This is a genomic window from Bradyrhizobium sp. CCBAU 11434, from assembly GCF_028128895.1.
Taxonomy (GTDB): Bacteria; Pseudomonadota; Alphaproteobacteria; order Rhizobiales; family Xanthobacteraceae; genus Bradyrhizobium; species Bradyrhizobium zhengyangense.
The window spans coordinates 1-20,942 of the sequence record NZ_LBJX01000062.1 but is presented as its reverse complement, the minus strand read 5'-3'; the positions used below and the strand labels follow the sequence as shown (position 1 = coordinate 20,942).

Annotated in this window: 20 protein-coding genes and 1 pseudogene; all 21 read left to right on the top strand. The window is 59.8% G+C overall.

What is annotated here, in order from left to right:
• Positions 1-863: 863 nt before the first annotated feature.
• Positions 864-1,724, top strand: coding sequence for a transporter substrate-binding domain-containing protein (locus XI06_RS13730; RefSeq protein ID WP_271605564.1), 861 nt, complete (start codon positions 864-866; stop codon positions 1,722-1,724).
• 46 nt (positions 1,725-1,770) lie between these two features.
• On the top strand, positions 1,771-1,974 hold the full coding sequence (locus XI06_RS13725; protein WP_271605563.1) for a hypothetical protein: 204 nt from the start codon (positions 1,771-1,773) through the stop codon (positions 1,972-1,974).
• A gap of 116 nt (positions 1,975-2,090) precedes the next feature.
• Positions 2,091-2,903, top strand: a complete 813-nt coding sequence (locus XI06_RS13720; protein ID WP_271605562.1) for an enoyl-CoA hydratase/isomerase family protein — start codon at positions 2,091-2,093, stop codon at positions 2,901-2,903.
• Positions 2,893-3,906: an NAD(P)-binding domain-containing protein gene (locus XI06_RS13715; protein ID WP_271605561.1), complete on the top strand. Its 1,014-nt coding sequence runs from the start codon at positions 2,893-2,895 to the stop codon at positions 3,904-3,906. The genes XI06_RS13720 and XI06_RS13715 overlap by 11 nt, the downstream gene beginning before the upstream one ends.
• Positions 3,906-5,159 carry an NAD(P)/FAD-dependent oxidoreductase gene (locus XI06_RS13710; RefSeq protein ID WP_271605560.1) on the top strand — a complete coding sequence of 418 codons (1,254 nt, stop codon included), beginning with the start codon at positions 3,906-3,908 and terminating at the stop codon, positions 5,157-5,159. The genes XI06_RS13715 and XI06_RS13710 overlap by 1 nt, the downstream gene beginning before the upstream one ends.
• A gap of 220 nt (positions 5,160-5,379) precedes the next feature.
• The gene (locus XI06_RS13705) at positions 5,380-7,068 is read left to right on the top strand and encodes an MFS transporter (RefSeq protein ID WP_271605559.1); all 1,689 of its coding nucleotides are present in this window, start codon (positions 5,380-5,382) and stop codon (positions 7,066-7,068) included.
• Between the two features lie 419 nt (positions 7,069-7,487).
• Complete coding sequence (locus XI06_RS13700) at positions 7,488-8,492, top strand: LysR family transcriptional regulator (protein WP_271605558.1); 1,005 nt, start codon at positions 7,488-7,490, stop codon at positions 8,490-8,492.
• Positions 8,493-8,756: 264 nt separating this feature from the next.
• On the top strand, positions 8,757-9,029 hold the full coding sequence (locus XI06_RS13695; RefSeq protein WP_271605557.1) for a transposase: 273 nt from the start codon (positions 8,757-8,759) through the stop codon (positions 9,027-9,029).
• Positions 9,030-9,063: 34 nt separating this feature from the next.
• Positions 9,064-9,510 carry an IS3 family transposase gene (locus XI06_RS13690; protein ID WP_271605556.1) on the top strand — a complete coding sequence of 149 codons (447 nt, stop codon included), beginning with the start codon at positions 9,064-9,066 and terminating at the stop codon, positions 9,508-9,510.
• Between the two features lie 655 nt (positions 9,511-10,165).
• Positions 10,166-11,248: a group II intron reverse transcriptase/maturase gene (ltrA, locus tag XI06_RS13685; protein ID WP_442869437.1), complete on the top strand. Its 1,083-nt coding sequence runs from the start codon at positions 10,166-10,168 to the stop codon at positions 11,246-11,248.
• Between the two features lie 16 nt (positions 11,249-11,264).
• Entirely contained in the window at positions 11,265-11,654 is a 390-nt protein-coding gene (locus XI06_RS43740) for a group II intron maturase-specific domain-containing protein (RefSeq protein WP_271605555.1), read from the top strand.
• A gap of 55 nt (positions 11,655-11,709) precedes the next feature.
• Positions 11,710-12,176, top strand: a pseudogene (locus XI06_RS13675) (IS3 family transposase); the annotation flags it as partial.
• A gap of 425 nt (positions 12,177-12,601) precedes the next feature.
• Positions 12,602-13,759, top strand: a complete 1,158-nt coding sequence (locus XI06_RS13670) for an acyl-CoA dehydrogenase family protein (protein WP_271605554.1) — start codon at positions 12,602-12,604, stop codon at positions 13,757-13,759.
• Positions 13,760-13,804: 45 nt separating this feature from the next.
• Positions 13,805-14,935: a RidA family protein gene (locus XI06_RS13665; protein ID WP_271605553.1), complete on the top strand. Its 1,131-nt coding sequence runs from the start codon at positions 13,805-13,807 to the stop codon at positions 14,933-14,935.
• A 3-nt stretch (positions 14,936-14,938) separates the two neighbouring features.
• Positions 14,939-15,436 carry an FAS1-like dehydratase domain-containing protein gene (locus XI06_RS13660; protein WP_271605552.1) on the top strand — a complete coding sequence of 166 codons (498 nt, stop codon included), beginning with the start codon at positions 14,939-14,941 and terminating at the stop codon, positions 15,434-15,436.
• Positions 15,433-15,846 (top strand): MaoC/PaaZ C-terminal domain-containing protein, encoded by a 414-nt coding sequence (locus tag XI06_RS13655; RefSeq protein WP_271605551.1) that lies wholly within the window; start codon positions 15,433-15,435, stop codon positions 15,844-15,846. Before XI06_RS13660 ends, XI06_RS13655 begins: the two co-directional genes overlap by 4 nt.
• A gap of 185 nt (positions 15,847-16,031) precedes the next feature.
• On the top strand, positions 16,032-18,146 hold the full coding sequence (locus tag XI06_RS13650) for a 3-hydroxyacyl-CoA dehydrogenase NAD-binding domain-containing protein (protein ID WP_271605550.1): 2,115 nt from the start codon (positions 16,032-16,034) through the stop codon (positions 18,144-18,146).
• Positions 18,147-18,191: 45 nt separating this feature from the next.
• Positions 18,192-19,376, top strand: a complete 1,185-nt coding sequence (locus XI06_RS13645; RefSeq protein WP_271605549.1) for an acetyl-CoA C-acyltransferase — start codon at positions 18,192-18,194, stop codon at positions 19,374-19,376.
• Positions 19,377-19,641: 265 nt separating this feature from the next.
• On the top strand, positions 19,642-19,911 hold the full coding sequence (locus XI06_RS43735; RefSeq protein WP_442869436.1) for an AMP-binding protein: 270 nt from the start codon (positions 19,642-19,644) through the stop codon (positions 19,909-19,911).
• Between the two features lie 111 nt (positions 19,912-20,022).
• Positions 20,023-20,334 carry an AMP-binding protein gene (locus XI06_RS13640; RefSeq protein ID WP_271605548.1) on the top strand — a complete coding sequence of 104 codons (312 nt, stop codon included), beginning with the start codon at positions 20,023-20,025 and terminating at the stop codon, positions 20,332-20,334.
• A complete protein-coding gene (locus XI06_RS43465; protein ID WP_333909328.1) occupies positions 20,334-20,582 on the top strand; it encodes a hypothetical protein in 249 nt (82 codons plus the stop codon). Before XI06_RS13640 ends, XI06_RS43465 begins: the two co-directional genes overlap by 1 nt.
• Positions 20,583-20,942: the final 360 nt, after the last annotated feature.

Genomic DNA, 20,942 nt, shown 5'->3' with positions numbered 1-20,942 from the left:
GATCGCCCGGCTCGGGGGGGGATCTCGCCCGCGCCAGCGATCCGCCGCCCGGCAATACGGTCCTGTGGCGCGGGCTGTCACGCCTCACCGACATCGCGCTGGGCGCTATGGTCGGAGGAGAATCTGTGGGTAATTGAAAGCCTCACCGGATGGTTACGTAACGCGGTCCTTGGGCTGCGATGATTGTTCGCGCGGAGTTTCTCTTCGAACTTGATTGGTGTGAGATGGCCGAGGACGAGTGAGAACAGGCGTGCGTTGTGCCAATTCCCCGATAACGTAGGCCTTGCTGCGTCAGTGGCGCCAATCGATCAGCTCGCACTCGATCGTGGCGGAGAAACTCTCGACGGTGCACTGTCGAAAGCAGCAAAGTTCCCATGGAGGACTTGACGCCCACCAGAGGCTGCCGATCACGATGCTGGTGTGCTAACTGCTCGAAGCAATGGACGACGCCCTCGGTTCAGCGAGTATGCACCGCCATGTTCAGCGGCGCAATTGCCAGGTCCGCGGGCATCTGCTCGCGGATGGCTCCAGCCCACCAACGTTGCGGCTGCAGTCATGGAACACAGCCGCTAGGAACACATAGCCTATCCAGGTCGGCACCTGCGTTCTCAGCCCCACAGTACATTGCGCGCCCAGCTAAACACCGAGGCGCCACTTGCGGCAAACCAAGCCGTAGCCGCTGGCGAAATATTGCGCCCCAGGGACAGCCGCTCGTTCCCGCGACGTGCCGCACTAAACGCGCGCATCAATTCCTGCTTGGTATTGGTCTCTCCAAAATTGGTATTGGCGTTGCGGGCAGCGGTGCGCTCACACTGCAACCAATTAATCATCAGAATCGATGAACTTTTGAAGAGGGAGGCCTTATGCGTGCGACAACAAAGCTCTCGTTGTTGGTCCTGTTGGTCACATTGACGGGTTATTCGCTGGCGACGTCTGCACAAGACGACGCTCCTCTTTTTGCCTCGATCCGCAAGGCTGGCCAGGTGAAGGTGGCGCTGGCCTCGCTGCCCCCTTACATGATTATCTCACCGAACGGGGAAGCGATGGGAGCTTCGGTTGATCTGCAGAACATGGTCCTCAAAGTCATGGGGCAGCCGTCGCTTACGCCCGTGCTCATGGGGTGGGATGCAATGAGCTCGGGGCTGCTGGCCTACCAGTTCGACTATGTCGGTGCGGGTGCGAACATCTCCGAAGCGGGGTGTAAAGTAACGTTGTTTTCGGCGCCTTACTACGCAGCTCAGGCGGGACTGTTTGTTTTGCCTGGAAATCCGAAGCGTCTGACAAGCGTCGCGGAGCTTGCGCGCCGCCCCGACATCAAGATCACTATGTTGCCGAGTGCTTCAACCTACCAGGGGTATGCGGCGAAGCAGGGGGTCAATCCCAATCAGATTATGCTGGTGCCAGACGTTCAGGCCGGCATCGCGATGGTCACCGGCGGTCGGGCGGATGCGTTTGTTCTCGGTCAATTCACCATCCCCGATCCCGAGAAGAAGGGTCTTGAGGTTGTCGTCGACCATGATACGCCGGTATACGGGTCGGGCCTTGTATTCCGCAAGGAAGACAAAGCTTTCCGCGACGAATTCAACAAGCATCTTGTAGTGTTGCTTAGAAACGGCACGCTCCAGAAGCTCTATGAGAAGTACGGAATTCCCAACGGGGAAGCACAAGCCCAACTCCTCGCCAAATTTTCCAAGGCCAGCGACCTTGCGCCAAGCTGCGAGTAAGGAGAAATTGGGCGCGCTGAGTCTTTCCCGGATTAGGACGAGGCGAGTGGCATCGATGTTCTTTGTCGAATTCATTCGCGTCCGCTCAGCTCTGGCTCTCCTGTTCTTAATCATCTATGCCCCGCTGCTACTTCCCGGCCCTGCAGCTTCTGAGTCGACCGGCCGCGGTGATTTTGGTGCTGCGCTCGATGCCGTCGTGTGCGGTACTGCAATCGTCTGTGCTGGCCTTGAGGTTGTGATCGAGCGCTAGACCTTGCGTGTGAAATGTCGTGTAGGAGATGTAGTGTCGCTGCTGATGGCTCACGTACGAGAATGGCGTCGCCTGAGTCGGGGTACCCAAGTGGCGCGAAATGTTGAGGAATAAATATGACAGTAGGCCGGAAGTTTGCCCATAAAGCCGAGGATCTGCTCGCGGAGATGCACGATCGGGTGTTGGTGCTCACGATCAACAGGCAGGAGAGTTACAACTCCTGGACACAGGCCCTGCGGGAAGAACTCACGCTCCAGCTTCTCGCGGCTGACAAAGACGCGAATGTCGATGCAGTCGTCCTCACCGGCGCGGGAAAGAAGGCTTTCTGTTCCGGTCAGGACCTCTCCGAAATGGAGGAATTCCCTGATGGCGAAGAAACCAAGTCGCGGCTTGAGCGTCTGACAGTCTGCTATGACGCGGTGCGTCAGTTCAGCAAACCGCTCGTCGCCGCGTTGAACGGCGTGGCGGCGGGGTCAGGTTTTCAGATCACGCAATTCTGTGACTATGTCGTCGCTCATCCGAAAGTCCGGGTAGGCCAAACGGAGGTGAGCTCAGGGCTGCCGAGCGTTTTTGGGACGTGGCTGATGTGGGAACGAATTGGCAGCCGGGCGAAAGAGCTCGCGTTGCAGGGCCGGCTTATGGACGCCGATGAAGCAAAGCAACTCGGCTTCATTCATGAGCTCGTGGAACAATCGAACGTGCTCGACGCCGGGATAAAGGCCGCTCAGCGTCTCTCCAAGCAGCCTCGAGTTGCTTATAAGCTTTCCAAAGCGGCGAACTGGCAGTTCGATCAGGAACGCTATCTGAGCGCCATGAAAATGGCCGTTGCTGCCTACAATGAGGCATTTGACACTGGTGCTCCTCAAAAAGAGATCACTCAGTTCTTCGACCGTCGCGGCGGACGAAAGACCAGGGCCGATGCCAACTGATTCCATCAAAGCGACCACAGCGCCGCCACTATATCTGAACTCGTCCAACGTCCAGGCGTGCCTGAGCGATGAAGAAATCTATCATATCGTAAGCGAGACACTTCGAGCCTCCAATAGTGCGCAGGTGATCAAGGGCCCGAAATCGGGATTCGGAGTGGATGCCGATGGCGACCATCTCCACATGGGCAGCGTTTCCGGGTGCGTACTCTCGAGTTCTGCGGCGGGAATCAAATGGTTCACGGTCTCGGACAAGAATCCATTGCGAAATTTACCCCGAGTTCCAGCCACGATATTAGTATGTAATGCGGAAACTGGGCTGCTCGAGGGTGTGCTGGACGGCACGCAACTCACGTCCGAGCGAACGGCTGCCATGGCCGTTGCTGCCGCCTCTGCATGCGCCAGACGCCCCTTGAAAAAGGCAGCTGTGGTTGGGGCCGGGGGCATCGGTCGGGCATTGGTAAGATTCTTGGCGAAAACCCAGCCGGTTGATGGCATCGTGGTGGCTTCGCTGAAGGAATCAAGCGCGCGGCAGGCCTGTGAAGCTGTTGGCACATCGCTTCAGCGGAAGGTAGCGCTGTCGGTCACGTCGGATATACGTGCCGCCGTTGCAGATGCCGACATGATCTTCACGGCTACTGGCGTGCCCGAAGATGTCGACCTCGTTCGTGCAGGATGGCTCAAGGACGACGCGATTGTCTGTTGGCTCGGCTCACGGCGTGAGGTCGACCTGGAACTGATCTCCGAAGCCTGGATAATCGTCGATGACCCTGACGGCGTTAAGATGCGCCGCCGCGATTTTCAGGAGGGCGGGGTGGGCTGGAATCGGATCGTTGGAAACGTCGCCAGCGTGATGTCGGGCCAACTTCATCCGAGTGATTGCGCAAAGAAGACTCTTCTTTCTCTTGCGGGAACGGGTGTCCTCGATGTTGCGTTAGGCGCTCGCGCAATTGCGAACGCAAGGCGCAAGGGATTGGGTGTTCTGCTCGAGCCGCGTCGGATGTAATGGGCAATAGGCTCGATGCCCTAGTGGTAGGCGCCGGTGTAGTCGGGGTCACCGCAGCACTGGCCCTTCAACAACGTGGGCTGAAGGTTATGGTGGTGGACCAGCAGTCGGTCGCCCAGGGTTGCAGCTTTGGCAATGCAGGCGTAATCGCCCCGGGCGCCTTTCCGCATGGCGCCTACTATCGCGTTGCCGACCTGCCGGCCGCCCTCTTGAAAGTGAATTCGCCCGCCGCGCTCGATTGGGCATCAGCTCCAAACCTACTGACGTGGGGTGCAAAATACGCGCGGGCAGCGCGACCAGACATAGTCCGGCATGGCACGAACCTCTTGCATCACATGTGCCGAGACGCACTTCGCTCGTACGAGTTGCTACTAGGCGCGGATCTGCCGCCGATTAATAGGCGCGGTTATCTAGCCGTTCACCTTGCTCATTCCGAGCTAAAGGCCGCAACTCGTCTCAACGCGATTCGCTCTTCCCACGGCCTGGCCGTCCGAATGCTGTCGGGCTCGGATCTGATTGAGGTGGAGCCTGCTGTTGCCCGAGTGGCGGCAGGGGCGACGTTTCTTGCAGAGTCGGCGCATGTCACAGATCCTCAAGCGTTTGTAGCCAGTCTCGCGGACGTGTTCATGCAGCGGGGCGGCCTCTTGCAATGCGATCGCGTCGAGGGTCTGGAAAACAAAGGAAACCAAGGCATGATTGTCAGGGGAGTTCGCGAGAACTACGTTCCGAGGACGGTCATTCTTGCGACCGGCTCACGCGCGAACCACCTCCTGGCTGATTGTGCTCATCACATTCCGCTGGCTGCCGAAAGAGGGTACCACCTCGAACTGAATGTTGAGCCAGGATTCATAACGCGGCCAACTGCGTTACCGAGCTTGGGTGTGGTCCTCACGCCTAGCCAACGTGGCGCCCGAATTGCGGGGATTAGCCACTTTGGCTTACCGGGCTTTAGGCCACGGCCTCGACTACTCACATGCGCGCTGGAGCGCGTGCGCAAACTGCTTCCGGTGCTGCAAGCTCGGCCGGGGTTCGAGGTTTGGAGTGGGGAGCGCGCGGCTACACCGGACTCGCTGCCGATCGTCGAGCAGGTCCCGAGCAACCCTTCAATCTTTGTGTCCACAGGTCATGGTCACGCAGGATTCACGTTGGCCGCCGTAACAGCGACAGTTCTTGCCGATTTGGTGACGAACAGATCGTCGAGCTATTCGCAGCAACTCAGTTCGAATCGATCTGGTCTGAATAAAGCCCACTAAGCAGTTCGCCCGAATTCACGAGGAGAAAGACAAACGCCATCCTCTCGCCGGCCTCATGCAGTCAGCAACGGGACGCCGTCGTTCTCTCGGAGCCCTTCAACGCGGAAGATCAATCGCATCAACCCACCCCGCAGATCGGCTGTTAAATTGCACTTCTTCAGGCATTCAGACGTGCAATGACCCAAAAAGAAGCTGCGCACGTCGGGCAAGAATAATCGATATGAGCGACGCTCCAAAATCTCCGATGTCCAAGGCGGACGGCATCATGGCGCCGTTGCGCTATGCCAACTTCCGGCGCATTTGGCTCGCGAGCCTGCTCTCTAATCTCGGTATTCTCATCCAGGGCGTCGGCGCAGCCTGGGCAATGACGCAGATGACGTCTTCCGCCGATAAGGTCGCACTGGTGCAAACTGCACTGATGCTGCCCGTGATGCTGATTTCAATACCCGGTGGGGCGATCGCGGACATGTATGACCGGCGTATTGTGGCGTTGGTCTCGCTCGCGATAGCACTTGCCGGCGCGAGCACACTGGCGGTGCTAGCCTGGTTCAACCTGGTGACACCGGATCTTTTGCTGGCACTGTGCTTTGCCGTGGGTTGCGGCATGGCGTTGATGGGACCGGCCTGGCAATCTTCCGTCAACGACCTGATTTCGTCGGAAACGTTGCCTGCAGCTGTCGCGCTGAACAGCATCAGCTATAACATTGCGCGAAGCGTAGGTCCCGCGGTCGGCGGGATGGTCGTGGCGAGCGCAGGCGCGGTAGCGGCATTCGCATTGAACGCGCTGCTCTATCTACCGCTTATTGCTGCAATGTTCCTATGGAAGCGGCTCGCCGAGCCTTCGCGTCTGCCGCCTGAAAGGCTCGGCCGCGCCATGGTGGCTGGCGTGCGCTACATCACCAATTCGCCATCCATCAGGATCGTGCTGATCCGTGCCATGGTAACCGGCGTTGTCGGTGGCGCGATCATCGCGCTAATGCCACTTGTCGCACGCGATCTCCTCCATGGCGGCGCGCAGACCTACGGCATCATGCTGGGCGCCTTTGGTCTGGGCGCAGTGATCGGCGCGCTCAATATCACCGAGGTGCGTAAGCGCATGAGCGGCGAAGCCGCCGTCCGCGCTTGCGCACTTTCGATGGGCGGGGCGGTTGCCGCGGTGGCGCTCAGTAGCGAGCCGGTGTTGACAGCGGTCTCGTTGGTTGTGGCGGGTGCCGTGTGGATGATGGCGGCGGCGATGTTTAACATCGGAGTGCAGCTATCAGCGCCGCGATGGGTTGCGGGGCGTGCGCTCGCTGCTTACCAGGCGGCGGGGTCGGGTGGGATTGCTCTTGGCAGCTGGGGCTGGGGCCATCTGACCAATATCGGCGGCGTCCAAACGGCGCTCCTGGTCTCGGCCGCCATGATGCTCGCTTCGCCGCTCATCGGCTTGTGGCTACCCATGCCGAGGATCGGCGCACGGGGCGAACCGGCGGAGATGCTTGAAGACCCCGAAGTGCGGCTGGCGCTCACGGCACGCAGCGGGCCCTTGGTGGTCGAGATCGAATACCGGGTCGCTCAGGAGAACGCGCGGGCGTTTCATCACCTGATGCATGACGTGCGGCTGTCGCGGCAGCGCAACGGCGCCTATGGCTGGTCGATCGCGCGTGACATCTCCGATCCCGAATTGTGGACGGAACGCTACCACTGCCCGACATGGCTGGATTACCTGCGCCTCCGCAATCGCTCGACCCAATCGGAGCGTGCATTGGAGAAGCAGGCGATAGCCTTCCATGCCGGTTCCGCCCCGATACGCGTCCGTCGCATGCTTGAGCGCCCATTCGGCTCGGTGCGCTGGAAGGACGACACGCCGGATCGCACGACAAACGATGTACTGCCGGTGATCACCAGCGCGGCTGGAGGCGCTACGTAGTGGTTCAAGGAGTACAACCTCATGGCCGCCGTCTCAGAACCGATAGCGGTGGTCTCGACGCAATGTTTGTTTCAGCTCGGCTCAGGCGAATAGCGTTCATGGCCAGTTCGGTTCCGAATTTCGCCTTATTAGAAACTGGTCTCGAGCACCGAGAAGCTTTCCTCGAGCGCCAAGGGGCACGCCGAGGTGTACTCACATGGTTCTCCAAGAAGAAACCAGCGCCAGCTCGTATTAGTTGTGATGCTGAGCGGAAACGATGTCCGCAGAGGCTTGCCCGGAAGCCGATCCTGACGCCCTTGGCAAGGACTGAAACGTTCTATCTATGATTGCGCTCCTGGACGAGCAGAATGTTTTGACGACTGGCTCCTTAGTAGTCGACTTTACTTGATGACAAGAATTTGAAGCCTTATAGTCGTTAAATGGACATCCGGCATTTCCGTTATTTCGTTGCAGTTGCGGAAGCTCTCAGCTTCGCGAGGGCCGCTCGCGAGCTGAACATGAGCCAGCCGCCCCTTTCGAAGCGGATTGCCGATCTAGAAGGAGAGTTGGGCGTAAAGTTGCTGGACCGTACCAGCAAGAAGGTCGAGTTGACTGCTGCCGGTGAGGCGTTTCTGCCGCAAGCACGCGCTGCGGTGCGAGCATTTGACGCTGCTCTCCGTATTGCGCGCTCACTTTCGCCAAGCCAATCACGTCGCCTTCGGATTGCCCTTCCTCCCGAAAGCTCGCGCAGCGTACTCTCAGAAGTCTTAAGTCGGCTGCAGCAGGAGCATGTGGAGGTACAACTTGTCGAGGCGTCGACAGCCGAGCAACAGCGCCTCTTGGCGACGGGAGAGGTAGATGTCGGCGTCCTCCGCTATCCCTTCGAGAAGCGGGGGCTTCGGGCGTCGGCGCCGCTTGGTCAGCCGCTGGGTGTGATCATGGCGGCTGAGCATCCACTTGCCAAGTTTGATAAACTGCGTCTTCCAGACTTGAGCCCTTACACGCTGGTGCAATTTCAGCGTCATTTCGCTCCAGGTTTCTACGATGAACTGCTCGATCTTTGCCGCGCGGGAGGGTACGTTCCTCCACGTATCGTGCAAAGCGCCAGGATGACAAAGGCGTTCCTCAGGACAGAATCCGCAGTCTCGCTCGCGGCAGAGCGGCTCGCCAAGCGTCGAGGTGAAGCGTCATCAAAGGAGTTTGTGTGGCGCCCCTTAGAAGGAGCTCCAATCCATTGGTGGACATCGGTCGTTTGTAGATCAGATGAATGCGTTGGATTAACGCGTGTGGCTGTCGATGTGCTGGTAGCCTCTTTGCAACAACACGAAGGCTGGGTTCCGATGTCTCGTCCCGCCATAGGTCGACGAACTGAGGGGCAGTTCACGAGACACAAGGCCCATCCATCGACGCGCGGCAGCCAGAAGCGCGCACTGATCCGAGCCTAGATAAGCGGCCTTGCGAGTAGTTTCGTCCGCCAGAAGCCCGACCACAAGTGGGTTCGTGCGCCTGCTTGATAGCCTGATGGCGGTGAGCACAGGAGAAAGCTTGAATCAGCCGCGCCGCCGGCTAGGAAGGGGTCTTGTGCAGTTCTTCCTATTTGCTGCACGACGCTGCTCTCGACGGACGCCCTTCATTCGCTGACCATTCGATTGAACCTCCTCCGAATGAGTGGACACCTGTAGTAGGCTCATTGAGCGTGGAGGTGTCGAATGGAACGTCAACGTCGGTCGTTTACCGAGGAGTACAAGCGGCAAGCCGTCGAGCTGGTGGTGTCGAGCCGTCGCTCGGTCACATCGGTGGCCAAGGAGCTCGGTCTGCGCGACTCGGTGCTGCGGCGCTGGGTCGACAAGCTGCGGCAGGAGCCGACATCGGCGGCGTGGCGCCCCCCCCACGCAGGCGACGCCGGTCGGCGGACCAGGCTTCGGAGATCGCCCGGTTGCGCCAGGAGAACGAAGGGCTGCGCATGGAGCGCGACATTTTAAAAAAGTCGATCGCGATCTTTGCCGGAACCCGGACATGAGCTTCCGCTTCATCGAGGACCACCGCGATGCCTATCCGGTGCGGCTGATGTGCGCCGTGCTCGAGGTCTCGCCGGCTGGCTATTACGCCTGGCGCGATCGCCCGTTGAGTGAGCGGACCAAATCCAATGCCATGCTCCTGGCTGCGATCTGGCAAGTCCATCACGACAGCAGCGGCCGCTACGGCAGCCCCGGCGTCCATGCCGTCCTGCACAGGCAGGGCCGTGGCGTCAGCCGCGGCCGGATCGAGCGGATGATGCGTCGGCACGGTATCCGGGCCATCATGGCGCCGCCGCGCCGTGCGCGCACCACCGACAGCCGTCACGACCTGCCGGTCGCGCCGAACCTGATCGCACGCGACTTCGCAGCCCCCGGCCCCGAACCGGGTCTGGCTCGCCGATATCACCTACAGTGCGCCTCGCCCCACAGTTGGGGGAGCGTATGACTGGAATGCAAAAGAGAAAGGAGGACTGAGAAAAAAATATGACTTGTTCCCTGCTGTGAGGGGACATGAGCCCAAGCGGCGGTGACCTGTCGTCAACTGGCAGGGTGACGTAGCCCGCAGGTAAAGGGGATTGAGGCGAAGCCGTTAAGCCGAGATGGTCCCCGAGGCTGAAGTATTGGAAGGTTGAGGAACACGAACCAGTTCACCCGCATCTGAGGGCTAAATGTCGCCTCCATCTACACGGCTTAACAGGTGGAATGCTGATGATGTCGCCGGACAGTTATGACGGCGTGCATCCGAACGCGAGCCCAGATGTAAGACGCTCGCGAGGGGAATGGGGAGAACGCAGCCAGACCATGGCATCGGCATCGACTTGCGGAAAGCAAGGGAAAAGACTGCGACCGGCAGCCTCACCAATACGATGACGTGCAGCATATGAACGAGGGAAGGCATGATGGAATGCCCACGATGCTTTGCGTCGCAAGGGAGTTGACCCTGATGTCCATCATGCTGGCGGAGTTCTCGTAGTAGTCGGCGGCAGGGAAAACCTGCCACATGGCGAAGGGGAACAGTTCAAACTGCTTGGAGCGCAAACTACCTGACCGAATGAGGTGAAGACCTTTGATAATCAGTGAATGCAGCACAAGCTCGCGACATGGGCCGAGAGCGATCCGAACCGAAGGTTCGATCGCCTCCTTCGGCTGATTGCCAACCGGGAATGGCTTGCGAGGCCGCTCGGATTGTTCTGGCGTCAAGTGGCGCACGAACATCGGGCATAGACGGAATAGATAAGCAACGACTGCAGGTCAGATTGGATGAGCATCTGGATGACCTGCGGAAAAGCCTGCTGGACGAGAGTTATCGCCCCCAGCCGGTGAAGCGGATCTATATCCCGAAAACCAACGGCAAGCTACGCACACTGGGTATTCCGACTCTGACGGATCGCATTGTCCAACGAGCCATGCTCATGGCCATGGAGCCAATCTGGGAAAGCGACTTCCATCGCCTATCCTATGGCTTCCGGCCTGAACGGAGCGTGCACCATGCCGTCCGCACCGTGAAGATACAGCTTCAGGATGGAGCCGACACGACGAGGGGCCGCTGGATCATCGAAGGTGATCTGGCAAGCTACTTCGACACGGTTCATCATCGGCTGCTTATCGGATGCGTGCGGCGACGAGTGCAGGATGGGCGGTTTGTTGATCTTCTCTGGCGGTTCCTGAAGGCAGGTCACATTGACCGTGACCTGTTTACAGCCTCCAGCGAGGGTGTTCCGCAAGGTGGCGTGCTGTCACCGCTCTTGTCCAACATCATGCTTCATGAGTTCGATGCGTGGCTGGAGGCGAAATACCTGAGCGACAAGGCCCGCAAGGACCGCTGGGCATGGAACTTTGGCATCAAGCTGGGCCGCCCTATTACGGCTCGAGAGAACCGGCAATGGAAGCCGGCGGTTGCTTATTGCCGATACGCTGACGACTTTGTCATGATCGTAAAAGGGACCAAAGCTCAAGCAGAGGAAATCCGCGAGGAATGCCGCGCCTTTCTGGAAGGCAAGCTGGAATTGATGCTGAATATGGAGAAAACCCATATCACCCACGTCAATGACGGCTTCGTCTTTCTGGGGCACAGGATCATTCGCAAGCGAGGGTCGCACGGACGCATGTCCGTCGTCACAACGATACCCAAGGAAAAGGCGAAGGGGTTTGTTCGCAGGCTAAACCCTTTCCGGCAATCATAGTGTCAGCACGGTCGACATGATCGCAGGCCTGAATCGTCAACTGGTGGGATGGGTAGCGTTCTACAAGTTCACCGACTTCACCGCGTACGTATTCCGGCACATCGACCATGTCGTATTCTGGAAAATGGCACATTGGCTGGGGCACAAATACCGATCTCGCATCAAACCTTTGATGCGGAAATGGTACCAAACCCCAGAACCGGGCAAGGCGAAAACCTGGCTCGTGTTTGGTCGGAATGAACGCCGCGGGACCAACGGAAAAGCACTTTACCGGCTTGTCTCAAGCCCGAAGGCGCAGTTCCGGTGGCGCAATCCGGAGGAAAATCCATACATCTTCCGAAAAGAAGCCCGCAGCACTGTCACCTCGCACTATCATGATGTTGCTATGGCCATGGGCGAAGCTTGAACAGAGAGCCGTATGCGCTGAAAGGTGCACGTACGGTTCGGGGAGGAGAAGCGCGCTCGCGCTTCTTACTCCACTCCCAACCGCGGAGGGCTGGCTGTATCTGGCGGCTGTCATGGATCTCTTCAGCCGCAAGATCGTCGGTTGGGCCATGCGGGATCATATGCAGGTCGAACTCGCATCCGCGGCACTGACGATGGCCATCAACCAGCAACGGCCGCAGGCCGGATTGATCCATCACTCCGATCGCGGCGTGCAGTATGCCTCACATGCCTATCGCGACGCTCTCACGGGCGCCGGCATCACCGCATCGATGAGCCGCAAGGCCGATTGCTACGACAACGCCCCGTGGAGAGCTTCTTCCATACCCTGAAGACCGAGCTCGTTCATCATCGCAGCTACAAGACCCGCGCCGAAGCTCAGCGCGATATCTTTGCCTTCATCGAGGGCTTTTACAACCGAACCAGGCTCCATTCCGCGATCGACTATATCGCCCCGATCGAGATGGAGTTAAAAGCCGCCTAAACCCGTCCACTTTTTCGGGGGAAGATCAGATCAAGGCCTGCCTGCAGGCACAAGTCCTAAACTCCCGCACTCTCGGGAAGGGGAAGGTCCAGGCCGCTTCCGCTTCGCGAGTTGAACCAAAGTTTGCTTTGATGCGAACTCATCTATTCCAAACTGGTATTGATTTCGCCGAAATTGGTATTGGCCCCCTCGCGGGCGCTTCGCTTAACGACAACTTTGTCCGCGAGCCATCTAGACTGCGTCTTGATCGACTCTTGATCTCGTCCGGGAAGCGAACCGGCCGGTGATCTCTAGTCGGTGACTTTTCAGATGGCTCACGAATCTCTGCGTCATAGGGCAGGGCAGGTGTCGGCGGGCGTCACTTCCTGTTTGCCGCCAGCATGTTCGCAAAGCTTGCCTCAGCGCCGGCCGATCGGAGGAAACATATGAATTTCGAGCGCATTCCAGAGCACGAGTCGCTTCGCGACAGCGTCCGGCAATTCTTCGATCGTGAGCTTCCGGAGCCGAAAATTCGCGAAATGGATCGCGCGCGGCGCATCCCGCGCGAGCTATGGAAGCGTCTTGCCGAGCTTGGTTGGCCGGGTCTCACGGTGCCGACCGAGTACGGCGGAAGTGGCGGAGACGTGATGACCAGCGCGATCCTGTGCGAGGAAATCGCGCGACGTTTCCCCTCGTTGGCGAACTATTGGGTCATCACTTCGATGGCTGCGCGCGTGCTGGGTGAATCCGGTACTGAGAAGCAACGGGCAGAGTACCTACCCAAGCTGGCCGCCGGCGAATTCCTGATGAGTTTTGGGATGACGGAGCCCGGCGGCGGGACAGACATCCTCGGGCTGAAGACGCGGGCCGTTCTTGAGGGCGCCGACTGGAGGGTGCGCGGACAGAAGCTCTATACGTCCCTCGCAGATGATGCCAACGCGATCCTGGTCCTATGCCGCACCCATCCTGCCGAGGGAGCCAAGCGCTCCCGCGGACTATCGCTAATACTGACCCCTGTCCATCAGGAGGGGCTCAAGGTGCGGCGCCTCGAGCTCATGGGGCAGCGTGCCGGATGCACCTGCGAGGTTTTCTTCGACGACGCTCGTGCGCCAGCCGATGCGGTGGTCGGGGATGTGGGGCGCGGGTGGCACACACTCCTTCGGACGCTGAACGATGAGCGTATCGTCTGCGCTGCAATGTACGTTGGGGTCACCGCCGCCGCTCTCGATCTGACTGTACAGTATGCCAAGGATCGAACGGCTTTCGGACGTCCGATCGGTGCCTATCAGGCCGTGCAACATCCGATTGCTGACACCGCGACCGAGCTGGAGCAGATCCGTCTGCTCACCGTTAAGGCTGCTTGGCTCCATGCCAACGGACGCGAATGCTCAGTCGAGGCGGCCATGGCTAAGCTCGCAGCGAGCGAGGCGGCGATACGTGCGACTGACCGCTGCATGCGCGTGCTGGGCGGCTTTGGCCTGGTAGAGGAGTCTCCGCTGGAGCGGCTGTTCCGGGACGCCCGCCTGGGACCGTTCAGCCCGATCTCCAATGAAATGGTACGTAATTTCGTTGGCGAACGAATGGGACTTCCTCGTAGCTACTAAGGCGTTACCACACTCGCGAACCGCAGCCATGAGCCAGGCGACTCCATGACCATCTCGGCGATCCACACCGAGCGCTTCCATTGGTACGACTATAAGCGCTATTCCTATTCCCTTGGGCTAAAGACGCCGGCAGGGACGTATCTGTCGGGCGCCACGGCCTCCGAGTACGACCCTGCCAGTAAGCGGATGGTCGTGCGTGGTGGAATGACCGAGCAGCTCCGCACAATCTACGCCAAGCTGGCGGCGATCCTGGAGGGCGGTGGCCTTGAGGCCGGCGATGTGGCAAGGATCGTCGAGTATGTGCGCCCCGAGGGCATCGAGCGCTACGCGGAAGCGGCGACCGTACGACGGGAATTTCTCGGCCGAAATCAGCCCGTGATAAATACCGTTCCGGTGAAGAGTTTGCTCAGGCCGGATGCTTTTATTGAGATCGAGGTGACGGCAGCGCCCACGCATGGCGCTCCCCCCAGTGCCACCTTCCTCCCGTCGGTTCAGCCCGTGGATGACGAGGGAAACATCCTGGGCGCCGGCGACTTGGTTGTGCAGACGCGTGCCGTGTATGACCGCGCGGCGCGTATGCTTTCCGCGCTGGGCCTTGATCTCCACCACGTCGTGAAGATCGCCACGTACATGACCGCGCCGGCTCTACCTGCGTACGAGAGCACCGCGCGGGTGTGGCGCGAACGGCTCGGCCCCGTATTCCCAGCCGCCGTGGATGTGGTAATGCCGCGGCTGTTGCATCCGCAAGCGCTCATCCAGTGCGATTTCATCGCCTCGCATGAAAAGCCGGCCGTGGTGAACCCGGGCTGGAAACGCTATAATGACCTTGCGTGCAGCCCCGCCGTGCGAGCTGGAAAGCTACTCTACATGTCGAGCCAGGCAGCGCTTGATCCGGTAAAAGGACACGTCCTGCACGACGGAGACGTCGTCGCGCAGGCCGAATGCATCTACGAAAACGTGTTCGAGCTGGTGCGCGCCGCTGGAGGCACGCCAAATCGTCTAGTAAAGACCATCGAGTACGTACCTCAGGCTTCGCTTGAGCGCTATCGCGACGTCGGAGCCCTGCGCTCGAAGATGCTGGCGGACCCGCGTCCCGCTTCCACTGGCCTCATCAGCGAGGGGCTCCTGCATCCCGGGACGCTGATCAATGTCGATGCCATCGCCGTCCTCGACTGACCGATGGCACTGTTAACCGACGAACTCAAAGCTTGGATTGGTCGCGAAGTCCATTACCCGGCGCGAGAAGCGCTCGGCCGTGCCTCGATCCGGTACTTCGCGCTCGCTATGGACGATGAAAATCCTCTCTATCTTGATGAAGCCTACGCGCGAGAAGCTGGCTATTCATCGGTCATCGTGCCGCCGACACTGATCTGCGAGACCTGCCAATACGCACATGGCAGGCCGAATTCCAATGGCTATATCGGCCACGAGTGGCACCTGCCAATTACAGATTGCCGCATGATCCGCGCCGACAACGACTATGAGTTCATCCGCGCAGTGCTGCCGGAAGATCACATCTCGGTCACATGGACGCTTGAGGACATCGTGGAGCGCGCCTCTTCTCGTGGCGGCACACAGCTGTTCGTGAATTCCATCGCCCGATACAAGGATGCGGCGAACGAGGTCGTTGCGATAAACCGCGAGACGGTCGTCTACCAGCCGATCGGAAAAGCATGATCAAGCCAACCAAAAGCCTGGCCACTGTCCAGCCGGGGGAGAAGCTAATCCCGCTTGAGAAGACCTTTACGACCGTCGATCTCATGGCCTATGGCGCCGCCACCTGGGATTGGCACCGCTTGCACTACGACCTCGATTTCGCCCGGAAGATGAAAATGCCGAACGTCATCATCGACGGACAGGCATTCGGTGCGCTATTTGCGCGCGCTGCGGTCGATTGGGCCGGTCCGCAGGCTTTCGTCGCGCGATTGTCCTTCAAGATGAAATCCATGGCTTTCGCCGGGGAAACGCTGCGCCTGGAAGGAGAGGTGGCCGAAATCCGGGACCGTACGGTCGTCCTGGCTCAGCAGCTCACCAGTGGCGGTCGTCTTGTGTCCGAAGCGCGGACGGAGGTGCGGCTACCCGTATAGGTTTTGCAGGCTTTGCCCGGGTCGCGTTCGCGGATCTATCGTGACGGTCGTCTCATTGCTCCTGCTTCCCTCCGCGTCGAAGTGGAGCAACCGCTATCGGCAAGGCCGCTGAGCTTGTGAAGCGATAACTTGCGGCGGGGGCCTCGTGAGAAGCCAAACCTTGCATCCAACAAACAAGTGAGAATATGTCTACAAACGTCGTCAGCTATGAGAACTGCGGTGGCATCGGCCTGTTGCTGATCTCCAACCCTCCTGTGAATGCGCTCTCGACCGAAGTTATCACAGGCCTGCGCAGCGCAGTCTCGACCTTCGAAGCCGAGGGTGAAACCAAAGCTCTCGTCATATATTGCAAGGGACGAACTTTTGTGGCCGGTGGTGACATCGCCAGCTTTGAATCTCCCGAATTCGACACGCGGCCATTCAGTTCGCTGCTCACGCGGCTGGATGCATTCCAACGGCCGGTTATTGCAACGCTGCATGGCACAGTTCTGGGTGGTGGACTGGAATTGGCGATGGCCTGCCACTACAGGATTGCGGTCCCGGACGCACGTTTTGGCATGCCCGAAGTCAAGCTGGGGCTGCTCCCCGGTTCGCAAGGAACCCAGCGTCTGCCGCGGCTTGCTGGCGTGCCGCTCGCACTCGATCTGATCCTGTCCGGCCGATTTCTCTCGGCACCGGATGCCCTCGCTGCAGGTATCATCGATGAGATCGTTGACGGAGATCCATTGGCACTTGGGATAGCTGCGGCCGAACGTCTGGTGAGGACCAGGACGCCAGTGCGGCGCTCCAGCGCCATGAAGGTTGTCGCCGATGCAGCAGCGACGCAGGCTTTGGCCAGAGCAGCAGCCGCGGCCGGCAAGAAACCTGCCTATCCCGCGCTCGGAGCAATCGTACGATCTGTCGAAGCGGCCGTGATGCTTCCATTCGATGAGGGCGAGGAGATCGAGGCGCGCGAGTTCGATCAGCTGCGTGTGAGCGGTGCTTCGAAGGCGCTGCGCCATCTGTTCTTTGCAGAGCGCACTGCGGCCCGCATCGCCGGCCCTCCGCAGGCGGTTGGTGCCCGCGAGGTGCGTTCCGTCGGCATCGTCGGCGCGGGCACGATGGGGGGCGGCATTGCCATGAATTTTGCCAATGCCGGCATCCCCGTCGTGCTCGTCGAGACCAGCGACGAAGCGCTCGAACGCGGCCTTGGGATGGTGCGTAAGAATTACGAGGCCAGCGCCGCGAAAGGCAAGCTAAGCGCTGAGCAGGTCCAGAAGCGAACGCGGTTGCTCAAGGGATCTTTGGATTACGGCTCACTTTCGAATTGTGACCTCGTGATCGAAGCCGTATTCGAAAGCCTGCAGGTGAAAAAGGACGTATGTGCACGTCTGGGCGAGACCTGCAAGCCAGGGGCAATCATCGCGACGAACACTTCGACGCTTGATGTGAACGTCCTCGCGGAAGCGACGGGCCGGCCCGCTGACGTCGTCGGCCTTCATTTCTTCAGTCCGGCGAACGTGATGCGGCTGCTTGAAGTGGTCCGCGCGGCCAGAACTGCTCCCGACGTGCTGGCCACGGCGATGCAGATCGCGCGACGCATCAACAAAGTCCCGGTGATATCCGGCGTCTGCTATGGGTTCATCGGCAATCGAATGCTCGAGCCCTACATGCGAGAGACGGAGTTTCTGTTGCTCGAAGGCGCGCTGCCGCAACAGATCGACGCCGCCATCGAATCTTTGGGGATGGCCATGGGACCTTGCCGCATGTCCGACCTGTCCGGGATCGATATCGGGGCAAAGGTCGTCATCGGCCAGGCAGAAGCGGGCGCATTGCCTCCTGACCCGAACTATCGCGTGGTCGTACGCAGGCTGTTCGAGCTGGGTCGCAATGGTCAGAAGGCGCAGGCCGGTTATTACCGCTATGAGGGCCGCACTCCGCTGCCAGATCCGGCGGTCGCGACCATTTGCGCGGACCTGGCACGCCAGCATGGAATCGTGCGCCGCAGCGTGATCCCAGACCAGGAAATCATCCAACGGCTCATGTACACGCTCATCAACGAGGGTATCCAGATCCTCGATGAGGGGATCTCGTACCGGCCTGGTGACGTCGACGTCGTATGGACGGCCGGTTACGGCTTCCCGGATTACCGGGGCGGGCCGATGTTCATGGCGGACCAGATCGGATTGTCTGAGATCAAGGACACGCTCGACCACTTTGGCCGCGTCCGGGGCAACGAGTTCGGCTACTGGACACCCAGCAATCTTCTCAAATCTCTTGCCGCGCGTGGGCAGCGCTTAGGCAGCTGGAGCAAAGATTGAAGCGGCCGTCGATCTAACGCAAGACACATTGATAGGATACATTTCATGCGCGAAGCAGTCATCGTTTCCACCGCCCGCACCCCGATCGGGCGCGCCTTCAGAGGCGCCTTTAACAACGTCAAGTCGCCTACGCTCCTTGGCCATGCAATGCGCCACGCGGTCGCGCATGCGAATATCGATCCGGCAGAGATCGAGGACGCCGTCATCGGATGCTGCCTTACAGCAGGCACCTCGGGCATGAACGTAGCTCGGCTCGGAGCAATCGCTGCCGGACTTCCGGTCGAAGTGTCGGCACAGACAGTCGACCGTCAATGCTCGTCTGGCCTGATGGCGATTGCAACGGCAGCAAAGCAGATCATGGTCGACGGCATGAACGTCACAATAGCGGGAGGTATGGAGAACATCTCCGCGGTTCAGAACGAATATTATCAGTGGTTTGGTCGCACACTGGATGATGCCGTCACGGCGCAGGCGCCTCATGGGTACATGCCCATGTTGCAGACTGCCGAGTTCGTCTCGAAGAAATACGGCATCAGCCGCGAAGATCAAGATCAGTATGCCCTGCAGTCCCAACAGCGGACCGCGGCAGCCCAGCAGGGGGGACGGCTTGACGCGGAAATCGTTCCACTTACGACCACGATGGCCCTTGTGGACAAGGCGACAGATCAGACGACGTACAAGGAAGTCACTCTCAGCTCGGATGAAGGAAATCGCCCGGAGACGACGTTGGAGACCTTGCAAGGCCTAAAGCCGGTGGTCGAGGGCGGCTTGGTCACGGCCGGCAACGCAAGCCAACTTTCTGACGGCGCCGCAGCCTGCGTCGTGATCGAGCGTTCGCTCGCAGAGAAGCGCGGCATTCAGCCGTTGGGGATTTATCGCGGCATCGCGGTGGCCGGATGTGCGCCCGAAGAAATGGGAATCGGTCCGATTTACGCCATTCCTAAGCTCCTGAAGCTCCATGGGTTGAAGGTCGGCGACATCGGGCTTTGGGAGCTAAACGAAGCCTTTGCCTGCCAAGCGCTTTATTGCCGAGAGTACCTCGGCATCGATCCTGCCATCTACAACGTCAATGGCGGCAGCATTTCGATAGGGCATCCTTATGGCATGACCGGCGCGCGACTTGTGGGACATGTGCTGATCGAGGGCAAGCGCCGCGGTGCGAAGCATGTCGTGGTTTCGATGTGCGTCGGAGGCGGCATGGGTGCCGCGGGGCTGTTCGAGATCATGTGAACAGCCTGTGCACTTGCGGAGGCATGGGGTGAGTTCTTTCCGTTGGATGCAGAGCTTACAACTGGAAGACTGAACGGCTGGAGGAAAGCTGTGTCCTTGACGAGCGCGCGAAAGCCGCAGCCACCCGTCTCTGCGCAGCTTGGCACTTGTGGCACTGATTTAGCGCGAAAGGAAGGAGTTCGGTGTTGCAAAGCACGATGATGGATGTGCCGCTCTCGCTCAACCACCTGCTTGAGCGTGTGGGCAGGCTTTTGCCGGAAACGAGATCGTCTCCCGCTTACCCGACAAGAGCCTGCGACGGCACACTTATGGCGAGTTCTACCGGCGGACGCGGTCGCTCGCCTCAGCCCTCCGGCGCCTCGGCCTCAAGAAAGGTGACCGAGTCGCTGTGCTGGAATCACCAGGCTCATCTGGAGTGCTATTTCGGCATTCCTGCCGCCGGGGGCGTGATGCACACGCTGAACCTGCGTTTGCCACTCGAGGAGATTGGCTGGATCTCGGGGGACGCCGGCGATCGCTTCCTGATCATCGATGACGTCCTGCTGAACTTATATGGGCAGTTTGCACATTTGCACCGCTTTGAACGCGTAATCGTGTTTCCGTTCTCCGGCGCGCCGGCTTCGGCCGACATGACGACTATGAGGTCATGCTGGCTCGGGAGGATCCCGACGATCTCGAATATGCCATGCACGAAGAGACCGATCCTGTCGCGATGTGCTACACGTCTGGCACGACCGGACGCCCAAAAGGCGTTGTGTACTCGCACCGCTCGACGATCCTGCACACGCTGGTTGCGAGCCTCGGCGAATTCTGGGCGTTACACACCACGGACGTCGTGCTCCCTGTCACGCCGATGTTCCACGTCAATGCCTGGGGAATCCCGTACGGTGCGGTAAACCTTGTGCGAAGCTTGTATTTCCCGGGCCGCATCTGCATGCTGACGACCTTATCGATCTGATGCAGAGCGAACCGCCAACGCTGGCGCTCGGCCTGCCGACGATCTGGATGACGTTGATGCAGCCCTTCGAGGCTGCGCTAGCCGATGGCTCGCCCGACTGGGGACGGTGGGTGTTGCCCAAAGGAATGCATGCGATGACGGGTGGTGCGACCGTCCCGGAATCCCTGATCCGCGCCTTCGACAAGCATGGCGTATGGCTGGAGCAGGGATGGGGAATGACCAAAACATCCCCCGTTTCGACGAGATGATATCGCCGGGCCGAACTGCGCTTTGCCAGCGAGGATGAAAAATACCGCCGCGCGGCCATGGCTGGCGTGCCGGTGCCACTTGTGGACTTGCGCCTCTGGAGCGACAAAGGCGAGCAACCATGGGATGGCAAGAGCGTCGGCGAGATCCAGGTACGCGGGCCGTTTGTTACGGGCGCCTACCACGAGGTGCCCGTAACACGCGATAAGTTCACCGAGGATGGCTGGCTACGCACCGGGACGTTGCCTCGGTCGACCCGCTTGGCTTCGTACGCATCACCGACCGTAGGCATACGATGAAGACCGCCCGATTGACGCGTGCGCGCGGGCCCGGCGAGCTCTATGATGGCGTTGCGTGAAGGT

Coding starts and splice junctions, on each gene's coding strand:
- XI06_RS13730 (WP_271605564.1), top strand. CDS start 864: ATGCGTGCGACAACAAAGCTCTCGTTGTTGGTCCTGTTGGTCACATTG.
- XI06_RS13720 (WP_271605562.1), top strand. CDS start 2,091: ATGACAGTAGGCCGGAAGTTTGCCCATAAAGCCGAGGATCTGCTCGCG.
- XI06_RS13715 (WP_271605561.1), top strand. CDS start 2,893: ATGCCAACTGATTCCATCAAAGCGACCACAGCGCCGCCACTATATCTG.
- XI06_RS13710 (WP_271605560.1), top strand. CDS start 3,906: ATGGGCAATAGGCTCGATGCCCTAGTGGTAGGCGCCGGTGTAGTCGGG.
- XI06_RS13705 (WP_271605559.1), top strand. CDS start 5,380: ATGAGCGACGCTCCAAAATCTCCGATGTCCAAGGCGGACGGCATCATG.
- XI06_RS13700 (WP_271605558.1), top strand. CDS start 7,488: ATGGACATCCGGCATTTCCGTTATTTCGTTGCAGTTGCGGAAGCTCTC.
- XI06_RS13695 (WP_271605557.1), top strand. CDS start 8,757: ATGGAACGTCAACGTCGGTCGTTTACCGAGGAGTACAAGCGGCAAGCC.
- XI06_RS13690 (WP_271605556.1), top strand. CDS start 9,064: ATGAGCTTCCGCTTCATCGAGGACCACCGCGATGCCTATCCGGTGCGG.
- ltrA (WP_442869437.1), top strand. CDS start 10,166: ATGGGCCGAGAGCGATCCGAACCGAAGGTTCGATCGCCTCCTTCGGCT.
- XI06_RS43740 (WP_271605555.1), top strand. CDS start 11,265: ATGATCGCAGGCCTGAATCGTCAACTGGTGGGATGGGTAGCGTTCTAC.
- XI06_RS13670 (WP_271605554.1), top strand. CDS start 12,602: ATGAATTTCGAGCGCATTCCAGAGCACGAGTCGCTTCGCGACAGCGTC.
- XI06_RS13665 (WP_271605553.1), top strand. CDS start 13,805: ATGACCATCTCGGCGATCCACACCGAGCGCTTCCATTGGTACGACTAT.
- XI06_RS13660 (WP_271605552.1), top strand. CDS start 14,939: ATGGCACTGTTAACCGACGAACTCAAAGCTTGGATTGGTCGCGAAGTC.
- XI06_RS13655 (WP_271605551.1), top strand. CDS start 15,433: ATGATCAAGCCAACCAAAAGCCTGGCCACTGTCCAGCCGGGGGAGAAG.
- XI06_RS13650 (WP_271605550.1), top strand. CDS start 16,032: ATGTCTACAAACGTCGTCAGCTATGAGAACTGCGGTGGCATCGGCCTG.
- XI06_RS13645 (WP_271605549.1), top strand. CDS start 18,192: ATGCGCGAAGCAGTCATCGTTTCCACCGCCCGCACCCCGATCGGGCGC.
- XI06_RS13640 (WP_271605548.1), top strand. CDS start 20,023: ATGCTGGCTCGGGAGGATCCCGACGATCTCGAATATGCCATGCACGAA.
- XI06_RS43465 (WP_333909328.1), top strand. CDS start 20,334: ATGCAGAGCGAACCGCCAACGCTGGCGCTCGGCCTGCCGACGATCTGG.